The sequence below is a fragment of the Halobacillus amylolyticus genome, from assembly GCF_022921115.1.
Classification (GTDB): domain Bacteria; phylum Bacillota; class Bacilli; order Bacillales; family Halobacillaceae; genus Halobacillus_A; species Halobacillus_A amylolyticus.
Map to the genome: position 1 here is coordinate 1,803,331 of NZ_CP095075.1, position 18,277 is coordinate 1,821,607.

Genomic DNA, 18,277 nt, shown 5'->3' on the forward strand with positions numbered 1-18,277 from the left:
TTTCATAATCGCTTCCAGTTATCTTTCTAATATGTTTTTCCATCGAAACCTCCAAAATAATTTCTTATTCAATTCTTGCGCCCGATAATTGAACAGTCATTTATACCTATTCTTGTCGCATTCTATAGCTTTCTTGTGGGCATCCTCGATGGAAAGATGATAGAAATCTGGTTCTTCGGATTGCTTTGTTTTAGTTACAGAATAAATAGAATCCGATTTTTGCTCCATCTCGTAATTTAGATATCGAATACTTTCCCATACTTCATTTTCATAAGGTCTATCTCCCGGAAATGGCACTGGGTGATATCCTCTATAAGGTTTAAAGTAAATTTTGTTATTCTCACAATTACTCTTGGTCGTTTCGTATCTTTTTACTGTATAAGCCTTTCCTCCATTAAATTGTATAGTGTCACCAACACCAATTACATCAAATTTCCCTTTTTTTAGTAAGTTACTTTTTAACTTACGAAACACGTCACTGCTCCTTCTGTTCATCCTGTTCAACTCTTCTTCCCTACTTCACCAAGAATCACAATGGACTGCTGACGGCCCATCTTGTTCAATTCTTGCGCCCGTTAATTGAATAACACATCAATTTTAATCAATCGGAAAAATGTACACTAAATAATTTAAATAATTCTCTAATCCTATATTTTTAGCAATTATATTAGAAGGCTTATTTGTCTCCTCACAATCCCAATATGGAATCATACCCTTACTCACACAATCTTTCACAACATAGTGGGCTGCTTTCTGACCTAATTTATTCCCCTGATGATCCTCTATTGTTTCTATATCTATACCGTGGACATTTTCAGCTAAAAAACCTGTAAAACATAAACTCACAATCTTATTTTGGCAGGCAATACAGTAACCAATACCCTTACGAAAAAAATCCTCAGGAGAAGACCAGAATTCTGATATTTTTGAGCGTAAAAATCCTATGTTTTCAAGTGAATTGTACTTATTCTCAAAAAGTTCTTTGTTGATTTTTAATACGTTATAATCCCCTTTAATTGAAGGTTCATTATTCTCTTTATAATGACCTTTTTCCAACTTATAAACAATTTGATTAGATTTCTGCACGTGACGATGTTCAAAGATCCTCTCTATCGTCTTATCCCATCCTGAATGATTGCCAATGGCTATAAAATTATTTAATCTCAACTTCTTTGATTCAGGGAAAATTACCTTATCAATGAATTCATTTATATGGTTATTAAATACCTCATTTTCCTCATCTCCAATAAAGAAAAAACCATCATTATTGCCCAACCAGATAAGTCCTGTTTTAGGAGAATGGATATGATCTACAAAAATTCGCCCCGGGTTATTACCTTCTATTACCGCTTTAACTTCTAAATGTCCCGCATCATTTATTAACTTTTCGCATTTATAGAATTTAGTTTTATCAAGTTCACGAATCATTTTTAACCCTCCTACCGAAATAACATTGTAACTTAAATCCATCCAGACTTTTCCAACATTTATGCTTGGCTATCACAACTAATGATAACCACTGTGGAGCTATCGCCCCCTATACTGGTTCATCTATTGACTCATAAAAATTCTAGACTTAGTCCTACATAAATTAAAACTGAAACAACCGCAAAGCCAGAAAAGAATAATCCTTTCTGAAACTTTGTCCAATTTTTCATCCACCCCCAACGTTTTCGATCTACATCCAACCAAAAGAAATCGAATAATACTGCTAATATCACAATCAATAAAGCTGCGAAGGTACCCAAAGAACAGTCCTCCACTTTTATTCTTATTTTAACTATACCATTATTAAACCAAATAATTCCAAGTGAATTGAGTAGTCTTTTTATTGAGTTATCTCGAAATCAAGTCTTCAAGATAATGGCCCTTAAATGTAAAAAGGACGCGTTATTCGAGAACCGCGCCCCTTATCATGAAGACTCGACTTCAAAATAATATTAAAACGATCTTCCATTTTTGCCCCCTTTAACGGAAGACTCGAAATCAAGGTATGTAATTTAATATTTCTTTTTTGTTCTATTTTGAAATAAGTCTATAGCTCATACATTTGATTAAGATATCAGAGTTATGAACCCTGTAAGTTAAGCCTTACTAAGCTTTACATTACACCCGAATCAATCACCAATTTGGGTGGAGACGTTGTAAGTTTCACATTTACGCCCAGCGGTACACCATAATTTGGCTGGCAATGACCAAAGGGAAAATTCTCAACAACAGGAAAAGGAGAACTAGCGAAGAAGTTTTTAAGCACTTTTCTTAATTTCAATTCTTCGTCCGAATCCACTTGGAAGTTACCTAAGACTACACCTTGAACCTCATCGAACACCCCTGCCTGTTTGAGATGAGTAAGCTTCAAATCCACAAGAAACGCTGGTTCTGCAACTTCCTCTATTAGTAGGATTGCTCCATTTGTATCTACTTGATAAGGTGTGCCCAATCCATTAGTTAGCAGTGTTAAATTCCCTCCCACTAATTGCCCTTCTCCTGTACCATGAGCTAGCGTGTTGAGAGACGATTTATGAGAATCATAGGTCATAAATTCTCTTGTGAACAGAGATGAAAACGAGCATTCCGTCTCCATCGTTCTTTGTTCGTCATTCAGATCGGATGCCACCATCGGACCGTGGAAGGTAACCATTTCACTTGATTTCTGAATGGCATTAAGCAGATATGTAATGTCGCTGTACCCCCAAAATATTTTAGGATTACTTTGTATCTTTTCGTAATCAATCATATCAGCAATTTTTGCTGTCCCAAATCCTCCATTTGCGCAAAAAATTCCACGGATAGTAGGATCACAAAAAGCCTCATATAAGTCAGTAAGTCGCTTTCGATCGACAGTTGCAAGATCTTCCTCAATATCGAACACGTGTCGTCCAATGACCACATCTAGCCCCATTTCTTCTAATACACGTTTTCCCTGAATCAGGTGCTCTCTGTCTGGTGGCCCGGCCGGTGCAATAACTGCTACCCGATCACCCTCTTTTAAAGCAAGTGGTTTAATCATAAGCTTTCCTCACTTTCCTTAGTTCTGAAATTTGAATGTTGTTGTCGGACTATTTCAGCGTGAAATAATTTATTAAATAATAGTTCCCTTTATTGAAAACGTAATTTCAAGATAATAAAATAAGTATTTCTTACGATAAACTCACACTATTTCCATGGAAGAGAATCGTATTCGCCTTCCCACAAAGGAAATTTAAGACGATTAGAGAATTCACCTTCGTATCCAATTAAGTATAAAAGAAGCATTTCAGTATAATACAATCCCAACTGATTTATTAAGAACTTATCATGTATAAAGTAACTATCTATACTTGAATTACGTTTTGGATGAGCTATATGATTTCTGTAATTTACTAGTAAATGGGGGCCGGAATCAAAATGAGTACTGAATTTCTTATGTTCACCACTGAGAACAGTTTTTATTGAAATTTCATCTAATATAGTTTCTAGATTTATTTGAAAATTGTTTTTATCGAACTTTGATTTACTAATGATTTGCTGTGTCTGTTGGGTTAGTAAAACAAAAGATAGTTTTTCTAAAGCAATTTGGGAATTGATTGTTTTATTCTCTATAAATGTTGCGTTTAATGATTCAACATACCAGTGTATAGTTTCTTTTATAGTTCTCCTTAAAAACTTGTCCTTAAACCTAGAAGCAAAATTTTGAAACAGACTTTCAATAACTTTGCCTTTTTGCTTAGGAAACCAGTTAGGAATTTCTCCATAGGGGCTCATTAAAGGTACTGAAAATTCCTTGTGTACCTCCCCCTCTTTGTTCTTGCAAATTTTTATTAGCATACCTATATGCCTACCTGCACACAGTGTAAAAATCCATACAAGTATCTCTTCTACATCAGTAACGTCTGATTTCTTAAACTTACTCCCATCTTTTTTGTCAATTTTTATAATGTGGGTAATACCGTGTCCATTACTATCCTTTAAGTTCGAAAAGATCCTCTTATCTTTATAATCATGACGATGTTGCAATTCTATGTTCCAGTTTTCATGTTCTATAGTAACTCCACCTCGATAGTGAAAGTTATCTTTTGTGATGTTGTCACCGAGATATTTTACGAAATTATTTACATGAATGTAGTAGCTGTCCATATAAAAATCTTTATCATCCTGTAATTTGTATAACACTATACCTTTAGCAACATGATTATTTTGAACAGAATCTAAACTTGCTTTAGTTGGTATCATCCCAGGAACTTCTAAAATGATTTCTTTCTTATCCATGAGTGATAGAATATCTACTTTTTCAGTTTTTCCAAAAAATCTTATAGCTGGTTTTGAATAAAAGTTAAACTCAACAGTTCCGTTTAGTTGGATTAACTGACTATCACTTATTAAACTGTAATTACCTTCATAATTTGTAAATTTCTCATCAACATTAAAAAATCTAGAACCAATAGCTCTAGTTGAATTCAAATTATCACTTCCTTAATAAGAAAACATAAAAAGCACGCCCTCTAAAGAGCGTACTAACTAAAAGTATTTGCTATATAAATCCTGCCTCAACTTACCACTAAGTTGGGCATATATTTTCGTAGTCTCACTCTTCTCATGACCAAGTAAACTCGACTAGATATACGCTTAATGATGTATCTCATAAGGTCGATACTCATCCTTCTTTTAGGCTTTCTCTCCGTTATAAATAAGCAGGGATCATGGTCATCACGTTCGTCTACGTAACGCTTCAACCAAAGGGAGCAACGAGTATTGAAGTACACTTCCCGTTCCTTATCCCCTTTTCCATGTACAATAACAGAGTTTGTGGTGAAGTTAATATCATTACGATTAAGCTTTACAACTTCTCCAATGCGACAACCGGTTGAATAAATGAATTCAAATAATGCGTTTTCCATAGAGTTTTGGCAAGCTTCTCTAAGGTGTTCAATTTCGAGTTCGGAAAGAAACTTTGGAATTCTCTTCCCTAGCTTTGGTTTTTTCAACTTAGCTGCAGGATTTTTATGAATGAATCCCTCATCAAATGTCCATTTGAATATAGATCGAATACACCGAACGCGGTGCCCTAAACTGGAGGGCTTTAAATGGTTTCCTAACTCAATAAGATAACCTTTTAACTGGTCTGTAGTTATGTCATTCATAAGCACATCACCAAAATAGCCTAGTAACAGGTTGTACTGAAAACCATACGTTTTCAAGGTTTGAGGTGAATAGCCCTCAATCTTTTTATCAAGTTGGTATTTCTCCCAAGCTTCTGATAATAACATTTCGCTTCACTCTCCTAAGGTTATGAACCAAGTAATCTTGATTCTATTATTATCAGGAGGAGTAAATTTCATACTAGAGTTATTCAACAATCTAATAGTTTCACTTAATTTGTAAAGCTAAGAGTCGTTGGTACACTTGAAACGGGCTGCTCTCTCTAATCTGAACTGCACCTCGTTTGTTTAACTTTCAAAAGTTTAAAACGGCAGCTTATTGGCTACCAAGTATCTCCGCCAGAAGGGGGTGGCCATTCTCCTATTATTCGTCGGGTTGATGCTACCTGACCAGTATGATAACTATTGTGGTTTACAAGCATGACTAAAAAGTCACCACGAGTACCTTCGGATTTCCCGAATCCCCGTTCCTCCAGTTCCTTTTTTGCTTCGTTTTCAGCTTCCTTTAACCCTTCACTGAACTTAAAAACAGCGTCATTCCACTCGGTTTCATTTGATGGAGATGTTCCACCGGGCCAAGATTCTTCTGCATGATCTGGGAAATTGGGTACCGTTCCTTTAAGGTAATCAAGAATAAAGTCCTGCCAAAAAATCATATGATTGAGAATTTGCCAAACCGAATGCGGACATTCCTCTGGTTTTTTACCAACCACTTCCCACTGTAAACCCTCAAAGACCGATAGGGGATCAACATGGGCGTCTTCTCCATGTAGTCCATTTTGAAAGAAATAAGATGACAAAAATAACCCTCCCTATCATTATTGAATAAAGTTTTTATTCGGGTACCGCGCCTCGTTTGTTGAACTGCTAAGGTGCTACAAGTTCCACTTTTATTCTGTCAGGGTCTTCAAAATAAACAGCAAGCGCAAATCCTTTATTCCGGAAATGCTCTCCTTATACGGAAGACTCGATTTCAAGATAATCTTAAATACATAGCCATTTGCTGTTTTGCTTTCCTAATTTGGAATATCAACAAACTCCTATTAGCTGGTATTCCGGAATAGTGTATTTACAACACCTCTGTTACAATTCCTTCTTCAACTCCAAATTGGATAAGGCCTTCGTAAGGGTCACCAGGAATGTCTAACAGTGTACAAAATGCTGGTTCGGTCTTGTATCCTTGCATTTTAAGATTTATCACTTTCTCTTTAAGAATGGGGTCTTTTTTTAATAGTTTGTATTCTATTAACATATGGAGATATGCATTTTGTTTCTGTACAGGTTGAGATTGACCAAACAACTCAAACTCAAAATTACTGAAGAAAAAATTTGCTTTAACGACCTGGTTACCTCTTATAGTTGCTCTTTTCAGCGTGAAATTGTCTTTATTATTGTATAGAGTTTGTAGCCGTTCTTCAAAATGATCTAAATCTTGTACTTCCATAACAATGTCTAGGTCTGATCCTACTACATCTATACCGATGGGCAGAGTTCCGCATAGAACTGGATTGTATGTACTTAAGTCATTACAAATATCCAGTTCCTTGATTGCTGCATAAGCTTTTTGCTGCTTTTTACTTCCCATTTTCATCCCCTCAAATAAATTAATCAATGCAGCACCTTCCTCACTTGAAGATATAACCTTTAGGCCGTTTCTTGTTCCAGAAAAGTTAGCAATAGGTAAGCGTTTGATGTTATCTCCGGCTTTTCCCCTGCTCCACACCGAACGTGCTAGTTTCCCAGCATTCGGCGCTCCATCTAACGATATGTACTAGATTATAAGTTCCTTGTTACTCTTCGAGACGGGATGATTCAATTTGATCCAGCTCACATACCTTTCGGTATTGGTTGATCTTCTCGAGCTTAAATTGATTAACCCCTAACTTGTAGAGGAAAAACTTAATCCTTTTAGCATCCTTCATATGAATTAATTGATGAACATCTTCATGGAGGATTCGAAGGTTACGGAACTGGTCGCTTCCTCCAAGATGTTTCGGTATGTAATGGTGACAATGGACATTATAGGAGTACAAGTATTGTCCTGTAATTTCACATTTCCCCATCTTCATACTGTATCGACTAATCCTGTTATCCAAGTATTCAACACTTCGATTTGGTAGGGTAGCCTTCATTAAGAAACTAACTTCCTTTTGAATATCGGGTCGCAGTTTCTTATACAAGTTTTCCCTACCCTTCTTTGTATAAAGCGAAAGCTTTGGACTGAAGTTCATAGTATTGACCGTTTTAACACCGCCAATGGGAAAAAGATACATATCTCTTATTCTAAACGTTTTCGTCCCTAAGCTAAAAAGCTTTTTATAAATCGGGGGTGGATTAAATGGATGCTCCTGTTTTCCAACTGGTCGAAGACGGTTATACAGGAATGGTTTAAGATCGAATGCAAGACGTGAGAACTCCAGGTTTACATGTGTCGCTCGGTTGAAGTAGTGATGGATTCCTAAAACAAAACTATTATAACGGTGTACATTTTCGGCGGTTGGAGAAGCCTTCATTCTTCGAATGAGTTTTTTGGCTTCCTGTTTCATTTTTTCTCTTTTTGAAGAAATGATGCCTGTATGTGCCACCCGTTTCTTACCCTTTTTATTCGCACGAATAGTGAAACCTAAGAACTCAGATTCTCGTTTTCTCAAGTTTACAATTTGAGATTTCTCAGGAGAGATGTCCAGCTTTAAGCGCTCTTTTAAGTAAAGTCGTACCGCATGGTACCACCGTTGAGCAATCTTTCCATCTCGACATAGGATTTTGAAATCATCGGCGTACCTAACCAAGTATCCCTCTTTCAAATTTGTTCGTTTTCTAGCCTGCCTTTTAGAATCATCAGAACTGTATGATTTGGTAAGAGGAAATACCTCCCATTGGCCTGCAACCCATTGGTCCAGGTCATTTAAAACCACGTTTGATAGTAGAGGGGATAAAATTCCACCTTGCGGGGATCCTTTCTCTGGTACGCCTTCTCCATCAATTTCTGACTTTATCATTTTCGAGATACAAGTAAGAACCTTGCGGTCATGAATACCCATATTCCAAAGCTGTTTATTTAACAATGAGTGATTTACATTATCAAAGAAGCTCTTAATATCTATATCAACCACAAAATGAAATTGCGCTTGATTAATCAAGTATTGTATCCTAGCCATAGCATGATGAGCAGACCGGAGAGGTCTGAACCCGTAGCTATGCTTGAAAAACTGAGATTCTACAATAGGTTCGAGAACTTGTTTGAAACATTGTTGGATGATTCTATCCAAGATACATGGAATCCCAAGAGGTCTCCATTTACCATTTTCTTTTTCAGTCCATTCTCTGCGAACTTTCTTCGGGTGATAATTTCTTAGTTTGGTCCGTACTTCTGTAACGAGTTCATTTTCTGATAGTTCTTTCATGTCGTCGATGGTTTTCCCATCGGTACCTGGTGTTTTAGAACCTTTATTGGTTTTTATCATGCGAAAAGCGAGGAGGATGTTTTCTCTTGATATGATGGTGTCATAGAGATGAGAAAATACTTGTACTCGGCTCGCTTTTTCGTATAGTTCTGTAAATGTCTCCGTCATATTGTAATAATCCCAGTTTCGTAACGTTGGCACTGTGGCATCCCTCCTTATGGAGTAATGTTCCCACGTTCCTACCCGATCGGTGCCATTCACATTAGGAAAATAATCGTTTCATTCATTAGACTTGGGGTTGTTCCTCCACTCCCGTTACAGGAGGTTCATCAGTCATACCCCTACCCTCACAAGGATAAATGCTTTTCAGCATAACTTTATAGCAAACGTTTCGGGTGACAGCCCTTGATTCAACGTTCCTTGCTTTCCAAGTCCCTTACAACGTAGCTATCCTTACTAACATAGGTGCTTCCTTTAAGCCTGTGAGCTAGATACCGCCATGGTTCGGTATAGCGTCTTTCAGAGGGCGCAATTTTACTCCACACCACTCACCCCATCGTGAGATGGGACATAAGTTTCCTTATGTTCGAATCTTTAGACCCTTACATTCGGAAGTTCGTCAGTTCCTATTTCAAAGAACTATTCTCACCTTATCCAGTTTTTCAGCCGTGCGGCATATCCGTTAGCATACCTTTTCATAAGAATGGCTTCAGCCTTCGTTCTGCCGAATCCACCTGTGCTTCATACCCTAAGACCTGTCAGCCTTAACGCATGCAGGAGTATTGACGGGATGGTTTCAGGAAACATGGTTCCGTCATTCCCATCCTCCGTTGCAAAGTTGAAATTTTAAATGCTTAAAACTTCCTGTATTTTCACGCTGAAAAGCGTTTATAACAGAACTTGTCGCGCGCGCCCGATTGCTTAACAGGCTCATTGTATTTTATATTCACATAAAAACCGTTCCACACTTGGATACTTTTCACCCAAGCTTGTTATATTAAATCCATAATTCTCATAAAACTCTACTGCGTCCAAATCCGTTTCAGCAAAAATACTACTTAATAAGTGTTTATCGCAAACGAAGTCAATCATTTTACTACCTATCTTACTTCCTCTTTCAAGTGGAGAGACAGCAATATGTTTAATTTCACAAATGTTTGCACTAACAAAGTCAATACCAATACATCCAACTATCACTCCATTGAGTTCAATTACATACAACTTTCTATTAGTTGATTGAATGTACTTTTCATATTCTTGTTCAATTCTTTTTTCAGAAGTGGCATGGGATAACAGCTCTCTTATTTTTGGGTGGATGGTCATTGAATCAATCTTTTTCATAATCACCGGCCTTTTTAATAATTAATTAATTCTAAGCGAAAGGCATTTCTCCTTCTTCAATTAAATGGCACTTTAAATAATTCTGCAGAATCGCGCCCCTATTCTCGAATAAGGAATATGTCAGCAGACATTTCATTTAATTAAAGTTTTATAAAAACCAGTAGATTTCCCTTTATACCCTCTCCGTTTATAAAACTCGTGTGCTGCTTTCCTTTCTTCTCGATTTCCACTATTTAAAACAACGGTTGTTATACCTTTCCTTTCACACCAATCTTCTGCTTGTTGAATAAGTTGTTCTCCTATCCCCTTATTTCGATAGTTTGAATGAACAACCATCGCTATAATTCTCCCAACATCATCATCGGAAACATAGGAATATTCTATATGCATTCCAAGCATACCTATGATTTCACCTTCTATTTCTGCCACCAAAGTATTGTAATAACAATTAGCTATGATTTTTGACATTCGTTTTTCCATCTTTTCATATGTAGTTGAATACCCAAATTCCCCTACAATATCTGTTAATCCTTCAATATCTTCAGTGGTTGCTTTCCTTATAATCAAAAAATCTCCCCCATCTATTAGCTTGAATTTATATGCCACTTATTTTAGAAACTTATTTTGCAATTCTGTCCTTTAGATCAATAACAATTATTTCAAATTCCTTTCAATTGCACAATACGTTATTCCAGAATAGTAGCAATAGGTAAGCCTTTGAGGTTATCGCCAGCTTTTCCCCTGCTCCACACGGAGCGTGCAGGTTTCCCCGCACTCCGCGTTCCATCTAACAAAATATACTAAGTCATAAGTTCCTCGTTACTTTTTGTTTGGGATTTTTAAATCGTTTCAAGCTCACATTTCCTTCGGAAACGGTTAACCTTATTTATCATATCACCAGTAAGCTGAAACTCCTGTATAAGTTCATCAATCATCTTTATATTAGTGGCATGAATTAGCTTGTGTATCCCTTTGTGCAGGATACGAAGGTTATTAAATTGGTCGCTTCCACCAAGACTTAACGGTACATAATGGTGACAATGGACATCTGTCGCAAGCAATTCTAGGCCTGTAATTTCACATCTCCCCATTTTCATACTGTACCGACTGATGCGATTATCCATGTATTCCACACTTCGGTTTGGAAGTGTGGATTTCATTAGTGTACCTATTTCACTTTGGATGTCCGAACGTAACTTTTTGTGTATCATGTTTCTGCCTTCTTCGGTGAAAGGCGTCATTTTTGGAGTGAATCCTAAGGTCTTCACCGTTTTAACATCCGCGATTGGAAATAGATAAATACCAGCGATTTTAAATGTTTTAAAGTTATGATAATACATCTTTTTATAAGTCGGTGGTGGTTGGAACGGGTGACCATATTTACCAACTGGTCTAAGATGGTTATAGATGAACGCACTTAAGTCATAGGCAAGACGTGAAAACTCCAAATTAACCTTGGTAGCCCTTTTGAAATACTGATGAATTCCTAAAACAAAACTGTTAAAGAGCAATGCATTCATTGCCGAAGGCGAAGCTTTGATTCTTCGAACCAGTTTCTTCGTTTCTTTCTTGATTTTGTGCTTTTTATCTTCTTTAACACCGGTGCGGGCAACTCGCCTTTTGCCCTTTTTATCGGCACGGATAGTAAATCCTAAAAACTCTGACTCCCGTTTTCGCAAATTTACTATTTGCGATTTTTTCGGCGAAATATCAAGATTCAGACGGTCCTTGAGGTATAGTCTTGCAGCATGATACCACTTTTGTGCCGTTTTTCCATCCTTGCAAAGAATTTTAAAGTCGTCCGCATAACGGACGATGTAGCCTTCTTTGAGGGAAGAACGCTTTTTGGCGTATCTTTCGCCAACTTTGGATTGATAAGGTTTAGTCAAAGGGAAGAACTCCCATTGTCCAGCAATCCATTGGTCAAGGTCATTAAGCACAATGTTTGCCAATAAAGTTGATAAGATGCCGCCTTGCGGCACACCTTCATTGGGCACTCCTTCATTGTCTATTTCAGCTTTCAACATTCTGCCAATACAAGCCAATACCTTTCGGTCTTGAATTCCCATGTTCCATAGTTGCTTTATAAGCAATGTATGATTAATATGGTCAAAGAACCCTTTGATATCAACATCCACTACAAAATGAAAAGAAGATAAATTGATAAGCTGTTGAACTCTCGCCATTGCGTGGTGAGCCGAACGAAGGGGCCTAAATCCATAACTGTGGTTGTAAAATTTAGCTTCAGCAATCGGCTCAAGTACCTGTTTAAAACTTTGTTGGATGACTCGATCCAGAATACAAGGTATACCAAGTGGCCTTTGCTTGCCATTACCTTTATCAATCCATTCTCGTCTGACTTTCTTGGGGCAGTAATTTTCCAGTTGCCTCCGGATTTTCATCACCAGTTTTTCTTCGGACCACTTTTTCAGGTCATTTATCGTTTTTCCGTCAGTTCCAGGTGTTTTGGAACCTTTATTGGATTTGATAGTACGATAGGCGAGCAATATATTTTCTCTGCATATAATGACATCGTAAAGATGTGAAAAAGATTGTTGGTTCCCACTCTTATCATACAAATCAGTAAACGTCTTAGTCATATCGTAATAATCCCAATATCGTAAAGCTTGCACTGTGGCATCCCCCTATAGGAGTGATGTTCCCACGTTCCTACCCGACCGGTGCAATGCACGTATGGAAAATAACTTTTCATTTCATTAGACTTGGGGCTGTTCCTCCATTCCCATTACAGGAAATTCATCAGTCATGCCCCTACCCTCACAAGGATAAATGTCTTTCGGCATAAGCCTTATGGCAAACGTTTCGGATGACAGTCCTTGTTTCAACGTTCCTTGCTTTCCAAGTCCCTTACAACCTAGCTATACATACTGAACTTAGGTGTCCCCTGGAAGCCTGTGAGCTGGATACCGCCTTTGTCCGGTATAGCGTGTTTCATAGGGCCAATTCTTACTATACACCACTCACCCCATCGTTGGATGGGACATAAGTTTCCCTATGTTCAAACTCTAGACCTGTATATTCGGTTATTCGTCAGTTTCATTTCTTAGAAACCATTCTCACCATATCCAGTTTTTCAGCCGTTGGGCATATCCGTTGGCATACCTTCTCCGAAGGAGTGGCTTCAGCCTTCGTTCTGCCTAATCTACCTGTACTTCAGACCCTGTAACCTGTCAGTCACAACGCATGCAGGAGTATTGACGGGATAGTTTCGGGAAACATGGTTCCGTCATTCCCATCCTCGGTTGTAAAGTTGGAATCCATCTGATTCCCCGCAGTTCACGTCATGGGACGTTTATAGCGGAACTTGTCGCGCTGGCCCTTTAACGTAACAATATTTTGTGGATTCTGATTAAACGACATAATCGATCTTTTATTTAATTCTACAGTTTTTCAAGCTGCTTAAAAATTAACAATGAATTGCAATTTATTACTTTTGCCACAGTCCGATACCTTCATCCTAGTTTCTGTCAAACCACTAGAGCTAGATAACAGTCAAATTTCCTATCTATCAGTGAGCTGCATAGTCATATGTATTGGTCTTTACTCAATTAAAGAGGAAACAGCTCTGATAGTGTAGAAGATTGGAAAATAGAGAAGTATGAAAGGAGATATGTAAATGAAAAAACTAGGAATTCAGCTATTCATGTTAACTTTAATCAGTATTCTCCCCTTCACTTTCCTAACAGAAAAAGTGTCGGCGGATGAGCAGCAGCAAGAACAGAGCCCGTTTAATTCAGAGCATTATGATTATACGACTTATCAGGAAATCGAGGAAAAATTGCAAAGTCTCGATAAAAACAGTAATCGTGTAACACTGGATGTTATTGGAGAATCAACGCGTGGCAATAACATTTACTCTGTTATCGTCAGTGACCCGCAAGCCAAAGGGAAATACGGGAAGATCCAGGCATTAAGAAATAAGATGTTCAAGCATCCGGGCAAGGCACAAGAATGGGTGGACAAACATCCGGATTTTAAAGTGCCCGTCATGATTAATGGTTCTATCCACGGCAATGAGTTTGTCGGTTCTGATGCTGTCTTAAAACTAATCGAGCGATTTGCCTTCGAGGATGATGAGATGACGAAGAACATTCTTGAGAAAAACATTTTGATCTTTAATGTCACCGTCAATCCAGATGGACGAATCAATGCAACAAGATTTAACGGAAAAGGGATTGATTTAAACCGTGATTATATTACCCAATCACAACCGGAAACTCAAGCATCTGTTGAGATGATTACGGAATGGAATCCGATGGTGTTTCTTGACTTACACGGATATGTTCAATACTCTAGCGAAAAACCTGGATTAATTGAACCAACTACGCCGCCACATAATCCAAATTATGAGTATGATTTATATTCCAAATGGGCGCTCGATCAGGCAGAGGCTATGGAAAAAGAGATTGTGACCCATAAAGAAGACTATAGTTCAGATCTGTATAAAAATTTAGAGGGTGTACATATTCCTCGTCGTGATGCTCAATATGGCTGGGATGATTACCCACCAATTTTTGCACCAATGTATGCGATGTACCACGGTGCTTACGGTGCGACCATCGAAGCTCCGACAAACACTTGGGATGGGGTGGAATGGCAAATTAATGCGGTTATGGGAGCATTGAAATTTGCAACGAACCATAAAAACGAAATGATTAAAGACCAAATTGAAATTTTTGAAAGAGGGATCAACTTTCATCACCCCACTCACGAGGATGGATTTTTCCCTCACGCTTATGTGCTCCCGGTAGATGACAAGGATCCAACAGCTACTCATAAAGCCGTGAAGCACTTGAAAGCTAATGACATTGATGTCGTAACAGCCAAACAACCGTTTACGGTTAATGGGGTACAGTACGATGCAGGAACCTTTATTGTCCAAATGGACCAGGCAAAGGCTGGTCTCGCCAACACAATGCTCTGGGATGGCGAGGATATTAGTAACGATACGCCGGCCATGTATGACATTTCCGCTTGGAGCTTACCTGAACTATGGGGATTTGAAGCCATTCCCGTCAATGAAAATCTTGATGTCCAGACTGCTAAAGTAAACAAGATAAATCATAACGGTGAGTTAGACGGAAAAGGACCTTACCACATTCCTAACAGCTCGGTTAAGGCCGTCGCTCTTGTAAACCAATTACTTCAAAACGGTATTCCAGTACTTCAGGACGATAACGGTGAATTTTATGTAGAAAGCCAACCTGGAAATGACCTTCGAAAGGCTGTTACACAATCCGGACTCACTCTAACTACGAGTGAAGTTCCTAGTAATGCAAAAACACTCGAAAGTCTTAAGGTCGCGATCTTAAAGGACGGTGGCATGTGGAAATCGCAGTCCCACTCAGGGACTAAGATCGCACTTGAACGACTCGGTTTCGATGTAGAAGAAGTCCATCCACGACAAGTTGCTCAATATGGATTAGAGGATTATGATGTCTTTATTTACAGCGGTACAGACCATTTAATTTCCTATAACCTGTCTGAAGCAAACCAGCCGTTTGGTTTAAAAAATAAACAACAATTTGAGAACTTCAAACGCCACATCAATACGTTTGCCACAAACGGCGGACAATATATTGCTATCGGGGCAGGTGCATCCTTAGCCACGGAAACACTTGGCTTAACAGATGTAAACATCAACCGTGGACAGTCGAACAGCAATGGAATTGTTCATGTTAATTACGGTAACACGCCCCTAACAGCAGGCTATGACACTACGGACATCGGTTTTGTGTATAGTCCTGTATGGTATACGAACATAACGGATCAAACGATTGCAGCCTCTTTCGAAGAGGAAGACTTTTTCAAAGCCGGCTTCTGGAAGAATCGCGAAGATGCTCGCGGGAAGGCAGTCATTATTCAAGAGAATGAAAAAGACGTAACCTTGATCGGATTAGAAGCAGGTTTTCGGGATCATACAGATTATTTGTACCGATTGATTTCTAACGCTATTTTCGAATAAATAGCCTCATCCTTTTATGGAAGGTCTCAGCTTGTAGAGAAACCCCGGTTTTTCTACAAGTTTTTTCTATGTCCATAAAAAGTATTCCCACAACTCAAAAGTGATTCGAACCGCTTATAGTAAAAAACATACTCATCACCATAAGGACCACCCCCTCTCGAAAACGATGCTTCGATTCCTCAGCCACCGGCCGCCTCCTTCCTCCCACTCCCCCATCTCCTTACATCTCCCCATAAAACGGCTTAAGCATTCTGTTCCCTAAAAATTTTTGTAGATATCCCCCACTACTACTACTTTTTATTTAGTTTTGTTTTGTTTAAATAATGTGCCAGTAAAGTGGTCAGATGACTAGTCACTAAGGTGGGCGCTAGGGTGGTCAGTACTGTGGTCGGTTTTCGACGGCAGTGGAACCACTTGGTAAACCGGAACCTGATTTAAATTTATCAATTTCCTTACAGGTCTTTAGAACCATTAATGCTTTCTGTGTTGGGGCTATCTGGTAGGCTGATCTCTGTTTTACCTCTCCTTGTTTAGGGATAATATTTACTTTTTTTTACTAGGTAGGTGCTTAAAAGTTGCCCCCTTAGAATGTGATGAAGGGGTTTCTCTTCTTTCGATTCGAAAAATAGACTCCTTCGTTTCTATAATCGTTGGCCATCGTTATAAGGTGTCTACATCATCTTCGTTTTTTTATTTGTACATAAAAAAACTGCTCTCCTCTGGCAAGAGAACAGTAGCCTTCTTGTTCGTAAAGGGATCTGAAAAGTAATTTTCCGTGAATCCATGATGTTAGACTGATTGAAAACACGATGATCCTCAGTTATAATTTTCTTAGATCCAGATGATAAGACCAAGTGCGCGATTGATCGAAGCAGTTCCATACCGTAAAAGCCCAATAGCAATAGTCACCTTCCTTTGCCGAGCAGGTGACTATTTTTTTTATTATGGGAAACGATATCGTCTTTAAAATTAGTAGAGAACCCTTGTATAAGAAAAGCACCCCCTCAAGTTCTGACAGAGGAAGGTACTCACAACAAACATGCAGAAATAGGCGTGTTTTTATTTTTGTCAAAGGAGGATTAGAATGTTTCTTGTTCCCATAACGCCAAGCAGAAAAGCTGCCGCTGCCATGATTATGATTTCATTTATACTGATGGGGTGTGCTCCCCCAGCGGAGGAACCGTCAAGTTCAGAGGGCAACGCTAACGCTGAACAAGTGGACCAAGGGAGTAAACAAGATGAAACAAATCAGGAGATCGCCGAGCAAGAGACAGGCGGGGGAACTTCACCAGATGAAGCCACTGAAACTGCTAGTAAGGAACCCGAAAAGCAAACAAACGCCACCGTTACCCGCGTCATTGACGGTGATACACTTGAAGTCTCCATGAATGGTCAAACAGAAGATGTTCGCCTGCTCCTGATCGATACGCCCGAGACCGTCCACCCGTCAGAGCCTGTGCAGCCATTCGGTGCTGAGGCCTCACAGTTTGTAAAAGAAAAGCTTAGTGGTGAAAAAGTAAGGGTGAAAGTCGGCCAAGAAAAGCGTGATCACTATGGGCGTTTGCTCGCATATGTATTTATAGATGGTGAAACGATCCAGGAAATGCTTCTAAGAGAAGGGCTTGCCAGAACGGCATATTTGTACAATGACTTGACGATGCTAGATGAATTCCACGAGGCGCAAAAGCCAGCGAGAACGTCAGAAATCGGTGTATGGTCGATACCTGGTTATGCGCATGTCGATCATAATCACGGCTATCACTACCAGGAAGAACCTGAATCTGAGCAAGGATCGAATATAGAATTGAAATACGATCCGGCTGGGCCTGACAGAGACTGTGGGGATTTTAGCACCCAGCAACAGGCACAAGTGTTTTTTGAAGCCGCTGGAGGCCCCGCTTCTGATCCCCACCGGTTAGATGGTGATGGAAACGGTCTGGTTTGTGAAAGTTTGTAACTAAGTATAGGTTAATAAGGCTTATCTTCCAGCGTGCTTTAGTCTGGGGGACAAGCCTTTTATTCTTAGAAATGGAGTCTGTCCCCCATGCTTTAAAAACTAAGAGCACAGACCGCAAAATTAAATTATCCTGGTATGGTAGGGCTAGCGTTTCCTCTGTAGAACCTGCAGCCCTATAAAGAACTCTAATTACCTAATATAAGCAAATAGACAAGTTGTAGAATAACAGTACGAATCAACTTCAAATATAGTGGTAATAACCCCATACCTGTAAATCCACGAAAAGGATTGCTTTACTCTTACTTTTTATTCATCTCCCACCTGAAGAGGAATGGGGGCATTCTAGGTCCTTAGCGATAAAATTGGTGATTTGCCTTATAACAAATACACGTTACGGGAAGTGTCCATACAGCATATGGTAACTACGAATAGGTAGCTAACTATATGAAGG

General features: G+C 38.8%; 12 protein-coding genes and 1 pseudogene. 2 read left to right on the forward strand and 11 right to left on the reverse strand.

Annotated elements, in window-relative coordinates:
* Window positions 1–96: 96 nt before the first annotated feature.
* The 11 genes and pseudogenes from MUO15_RS09405 to ltrA (MUO15_RS09460) form a co-directional block, all read right to left on the reverse strand.
* Entirely contained in the window at window positions 97–474 is a 378-nt protein-coding gene (locus tag MUO15_RS09405) for a hypothetical protein (RefSeq protein ID WP_245035330.1), read from the reverse strand.
* A 123-nt stretch (window positions 475–597) separates the two neighbouring features.
* The gene (locus tag MUO15_RS09410) at window positions 598–1,428 is read right to left on the reverse strand and encodes a GNAT family N-acetyltransferase (protein ID WP_245035332.1); all 831 of its coding nucleotides are present in this window, start codon (window positions 1,426–1,428) and stop codon (window positions 598–600) included.
* Window positions 1,429–2,101: 673 nt separating this feature from the next.
* Entirely contained in the window at window positions 2,102–3,010 is a 909-nt protein-coding gene (locus MUO15_RS09420; protein ID WP_245035334.1) for a S66 peptidase family protein, read from the reverse strand.
* A 146-nt stretch (window positions 3,011–3,156) separates the two neighbouring features.
* Entirely contained in the window at window positions 3,157–4,440 is a 1,284-nt protein-coding gene (locus MUO15_RS09425) for a YopA family protein (RefSeq protein WP_245035336.1), read from the reverse strand.
* 57 nt (window positions 4,441–4,497) lie between these two features.
* Window positions 4,498–5,246: pseudogene (locus MUO15_RS09430) on the reverse strand (tyrosine-type recombinase/integrase).
* A gap of 215 nt (window positions 5,247–5,461) precedes the next feature.
* Window positions 5,462–5,938 carry a DinB family protein gene (locus MUO15_RS09435; RefSeq protein WP_245035338.1) on the reverse strand — a complete coding sequence of 159 codons (477 nt, stop codon included), beginning with the start codon at window positions 5,936–5,938 and terminating at the stop codon, window positions 5,462–5,464.
* A 269-nt stretch (window positions 5,939–6,207) separates the two neighbouring features.
* Complete coding sequence (locus MUO15_RS09440; RefSeq protein ID WP_396266332.1) at window positions 6,208–6,750, reverse strand: DUF4269 domain-containing protein; 543 nt, start codon at window positions 6,748–6,750, stop codon at window positions 6,208–6,210.
* A 178-nt stretch (window positions 6,751–6,928) separates the two neighbouring features.
* Window positions 6,929–8,743 (reverse strand): group II intron reverse transcriptase/maturase, encoded by a 1,815-nt coding sequence (ltrA, locus tag MUO15_RS09445; RefSeq protein ID WP_245033899.1) that lies wholly within the window; start codon window positions 8,741–8,743, stop codon window positions 6,929–6,931.
* Window positions 8,744–9,472: 729 nt separating this feature from the next.
* Entirely contained in the window at window positions 9,473–9,883 is a 411-nt protein-coding gene (locus tag MUO15_RS09450) for a GNAT family N-acetyltransferase (RefSeq protein WP_245035340.1), read from the reverse strand.
* A 132-nt stretch (window positions 9,884–10,015) separates the two neighbouring features.
* Window positions 10,016–10,450, reverse strand: coding sequence for a GNAT family N-acetyltransferase (locus MUO15_RS09455; RefSeq protein WP_245035342.1), 435 nt, complete (start codon window positions 10,448–10,450; stop codon window positions 10,016–10,018).
* 272 nt (window positions 10,451–10,722) lie between these two features.
* Window positions 10,723–12,516, reverse strand: a complete 1,794-nt coding sequence (gene ltrA / locus MUO15_RS09460) for a group II intron reverse transcriptase/maturase (RefSeq protein ID WP_245035344.1) — start codon at window positions 12,514–12,516, stop codon at window positions 10,723–10,725.
* A gap of 1,004 nt (window positions 12,517–13,520) precedes the next feature.
* Here ltrA (MUO15_RS09460) and MUO15_RS09465 point away from each other — a divergent pair.
* Both MUO15_RS09465 and MUO15_RS09470 read left to right on the forward strand, forming a co-directional pair.
* Window positions 13,521–15,869, forward strand: a complete 2,349-nt coding sequence (locus MUO15_RS09465; protein ID WP_245035346.1) for a M14 family zinc carboxypeptidase — start codon at window positions 13,521–13,523, stop codon at window positions 15,867–15,869.
* A gap of 1,084 nt (window positions 15,870–16,953) precedes the next feature.
* Complete coding sequence (locus MUO15_RS09470; RefSeq protein WP_245035348.1) at window positions 16,954–17,826, forward strand: thermonuclease family protein; 873 nt, start codon at window positions 16,954–16,956, stop codon at window positions 17,824–17,826.
* Window positions 17,827–18,277: the final 451 nt, after the last annotated feature.

Bases quoted from the DNA above. Each gene is read 5' to 3' on its own strand.
- MUO15_RS09410 (WP_245035332.1), bottom strand. From the start codon at position 1,428: ATGATTCGTGAACTTGATAAAACTAAATTCTATAAATGCGAAAAGTTA.
- MUO15_RS09420 (WP_245035334.1), bottom strand. From the start codon at position 3,010: ATGATTAAACCACTTGCTTTAAAAGAGGGTGATCGGGTAGCAGTTATT.
- MUO15_RS09450 (WP_245035340.1), bottom strand. From the start codon at position 9,883: ATGAAAAAGATTGATTCAATGACCATCCACCCAAAAATAAGAGAGCTG.
- MUO15_RS09465 (WP_245035346.1), top strand. From the start codon at position 13,521: ATGAAAAAACTAGGAATTCAGCTATTCATGTTAACTTTAATCAGTATT.
- MUO15_RS09470 (WP_245035348.1), top strand. From the start codon at position 16,954: ATGTTTCTTGTTCCCATAACGCCAAGCAGAAAAGCTGCCGCTGCCATG.